The sequence below is a fragment of the Legionella feeleii genome, from assembly GCF_001467625.1.
Taxonomy (GTDB): Bacteria; Pseudomonadota; Gammaproteobacteria; order Legionellales; family Legionellaceae; genus Tatlockia; species Tatlockia feeleii.
On sequence record NZ_LNYB01000048.1, the window covers coordinates 1 to 3727 of the forward strand.

Genomic DNA, 3727 nt, shown 5'->3' on the forward strand with positions numbered 1-3727 from the left:
AGCCGGTTTCGAATAAAATCGGCGCAGCGACTCCATCGCCCATGTTAAAATCTTAGGCCGTGGCTTGTGGGAGTCTGGTTCTCTGAAAAAACGCGGCACATCAGGACTATGACCGCACCAGTTGCCCGTGCGATTAAGAGCTACCCTTTTATTAGGACCTGACAATGCCGGCCTCTTTGCATAAATTGAGGCATCTGAAAATGCACTTTCTTTCACACGAAAAAACCCCTTAGCTATAAGCTAATTGCTTGACAAGCATAAAACCTATCGCTAAGATTAAATTGACTAGATTTATCTCTTAGTAACAGGTTTAACCAAATTACCCACTTCGGTGGGTTTTTTGTTCTTCAATTATTAGTTTCTTTTTTATTAAAACCTCATAAGCATATTTTTCTCTTGGCATCAGATTAATGTTCTATTTTTATATTGTCAATCAAAAAAAATTGTTAAAACAATAGGTTACATCACTATCTTCATAAGTTATGAAAGTTATGAAAGTTATGAAAGTTACATATAAATTAAAACGTGAAATTTGTATCAAACAATTCAACTACTTGAATTCATTGAGATAGAAATTGCTCGATTCATAAGATCCATTTTTATGGATCTTATGAATCTTATGAAAGATATGGAAGTTATGGTAATTAAATATTAATTGTGAGTTTTTTTATCTTTTCTTACATCTCGTATTTTACTTGCCATAACCGCCGGTGATAACTTTGCAAAATATCTAATTGAAGCTCTATATATATCTGCTTTAGTAGTTTTTTGTCCCTCAGCAGCACACTTAACTGCTAGCTCATTCGCAAGATCAGCATCAGATTTAGATATGGATATACATTCACGCACAATGGGATCGGACTTTTTTACTAATTTACTCTCACCTCCGTCTAAGTCATAGGAAACGTTTTTATTGCTCTCAACTCCTATAAAATCTGACAATGATCTAGGTTTTTCACTTTTCGTGAGAATGTCCTTGCCGATACCGGAAAAATCTCGTTTTCTAGCCATTTTTACCCCACTATATCCTGGTATCTTCTAATAAACTCATCAATGATAAGTTCGAATTGCTCAGCCGCTTTGCTCTCAGGCATATATTCCATTATTGATTCATTAAATGCAGGACTTTCCTCAATTTTAACAGTCCTATTTATTTTATTATGAAATACAATGTCCTGATAAAAATCCCTTAACTGTCTTTCAATTTCTTTTCCTAAAGAAGTTTGCGATCCCTCCACATGATTTATGATTATACCCAAAACTTTCAAATCAGGATTCATTCTTGGCCTTTTGACCTTGTCGACCGTTTCCATAAGCATTTTTATAGCTTTCATGGAAAACGGCGCGGCTTTAGTTGGTATACACAAAGTGTCTGATGCTAAAAGAGCAGCAGTATGCATAATTCCAAATGAAGGCAAAGAATCTATAAGAATAAAATCAAATTCATCTACTAAAGCACTAATTTTATCTGCGAAATCAAATATAACTTCAAAATTCTTTTCTTGAGCAAGCGCTAATTCAATGTCTGTTCCAATTAGATTCAGATTTTCTGATATAGGAAGGGGCTCTATTTTTGATCCATTTTCATATAATCGCATTGTATTTGAAGACACTGGGATACTTATATCGCCTAAACATGCCTGAGTTAAATCACCTTGCGGATCATTATCAATAAATAAGACTCTATGCCCTCGTGCAGAAAGACCTTTTCCAAGATTAAATGTAAAAGTGGTTTTACCAACCCCCCCTTTTTGCATTGCAGTAACATTCACATAGCCACTCATAACTTACCTCCTTATATTTTTTCAAAAGTCTACTACAATAACTTACTTAACATCAATAAGTTATTGTACTTTGTTTTCCCAACTCCCTTTATTCCCCGAGAACTCCCAAAGTAATTTCAAGCAACTTCAAGTGGATCTCTATAGGAGTCCAAGTTATTCAGTAAAGGCGGGTGTTAAGCGTCATTTATCACTTATAGGAGTTTCATGACTTATGGGAGTTCCATGACTTATAGTAGTTCCATGACTTATAGTAGTTCCATGACTTATAGGAGTTTCATGACTTATAGTAGTTCCATGACTTATAGTAGTTCCATGACTTATAGGAGTTTCATGACTTATAGGAGTTTCATGACTTATAGGAGTTGCTAAAATGCTGAATTACAAAAAGCCCTTTTTATATAAAATTATTCGCATAGTATGCAGTAGACGAGTAAATTCTTAGTAGTTGGAAGTCCAATATATAGCGAGGTAGCTACAGGCTTGAAAAGCCATAGGCTGATTCAAATTGAGGAAAATTCTGCTCCTTGCTTTATAAATTTAACTTAGATTTAGTCGGAATAGGTAGAATATTACTAATACAAGAAAAGCATGTGTTTGAAAAATTGAATTGTATTATAATAGTATACGCCTTAAATAGTGAAGAAACGGCCTTCATAAAGTGAATAAAGCAAAACTTATGGAATGCTGTAATTTAATAGGATACCCCATATGACTGTTGTTGATTCAAAGCCATTATGTTTTTACCATCCAACAAAAGTCATTTTTTTAGATGATAACCGTGCATTTTTAGATGCTCTTGAGTTAGAGTTTGGTAATCATATACTTACCCTGACAAACCCAGATGCAGCAATAAGTTTAATCGATAGCAATAAGGAAGAAGATTTCCCCCAATCCATATATAGAGTACTGAACGATGTTAATGCGGATACAACTACTAATCGTGTCATTGATCTTGAAATTAAAAATTTGTTAACTCTTATTTATGACAAATCACGTTTTGAACGTATACCTTTATTAGTTGTTGACTATGCCATGCCTAATATTAATGGGATACAATTTTGTGAAAAAATAAAACAAAGAAAAATAGCTAAAGTTATGCTAACCGCTGAAGCAGACAAGGATACAGTTATAAGCGCGTTCAATAACAGACTGATTGATAAATTTATTCTTAAAAGAAACGAAAATCTGTATCCAGAGATTACTCTGACAATAAATGATCTAACTTACCAATATTTTAGCATTTTATCAGGTAAATTAATTGATAGTAATAGTAGCCATATAAATACTTTGTTTAGCAATAAACTTTATCAAGAGCTTTTTAAACTTGTCAAAATTCAAGCACAAGCTATTGAGTATTACCTGGTAGATAACTTAGGAAGTTTTCTATTTCTTGATAAAGATGCCAATCCAACTTGGCTGATTATTAAAGATTTAAACGCATTTACAGACCACCTAGACTTACTGGCAGGATATGACTTGCCGGATCATGTCCTCAAAAGTGTTGCTAAAAAAGAAAAAATGCTTTTTATGCTGTCAGAAGAAGATTATAAAAAACCTGTAGAAAAATGGATTGAGAATTTGTTTGATGCTAAAAAACTAGATGATAATTTCTACTATGGCATTATCAAGAATTATTTAGCTGACTCTATAGAGTGGGGCAGGGTAGTTTCTTACTCTGCATATATGACTGATAAAAATAATATCGACGAATCTACTTATCAAATAGAATTTGAAAGTAATTTTCTAGCTTTGTAGTTTGCTCTTGTATAGCGTCCATGGAATATAAGAATTTTTCCATTTGTCCTGGATTAATATCTTTTTTATCTATGATATTCTCGATCTTATTAAGAAAATTTTGGCTCTTGGCGTCTTCGCGTTGAACTGTATAATATCACGCCATGGCTGGATTGAACCTTTCGAAACCAGTCAAGTCCAACATTAGT

Annotated in this window: 3 protein-coding genes and 1 pseudogene; 1 reads left to right on the forward strand and 3 read right to left on the reverse strand. The window is 33.4% G+C overall.

The window, feature by feature from the left end; all coding sequences use genetic code 11:
- From Lfee_RS17625 to Lfee_RS06510, 3 genes and pseudogenes are all read right to left on the reverse strand, one after another.
- Positions 1-216, reverse strand: a pseudogene (locus Lfee_RS17625) (hypothetical protein); the annotation flags it as partial.
- Between the two features lie 435 nt (positions 217-651).
- Positions 652-1011 carry a hypothetical protein gene (locus Lfee_RS06505; RefSeq protein WP_058445078.1) on the reverse strand — a complete coding sequence of 120 codons (360 nt, stop codon included), beginning with the start codon at positions 1009-1011 and terminating at the stop codon, positions 652-654.
- A 2-nt stretch (positions 1012-1013) separates the two neighbouring features.
- Positions 1014-1784, reverse strand: a complete 771-nt coding sequence (locus tag Lfee_RS06510) for a ParA family protein (protein ID WP_058445080.1) — start codon at positions 1782-1784, stop codon at positions 1014-1016.
- Positions 1785-2492: 708 nt separating this feature from the next.
- Between Lfee_RS06510 and Lfee_RS06515 the strand changes: the two genes are divergently transcribed.
- The gene (locus Lfee_RS06515) at positions 2493-3539 is read left to right on the forward strand and encodes a response regulator (RefSeq protein ID WP_058445082.1); all 1047 of its coding nucleotides are present in this window, start codon (positions 2493-2495) and stop codon (positions 3537-3539) included.
- The last annotated feature ends 188 nt before the right edge of the window (positions 3540-3727 follow it).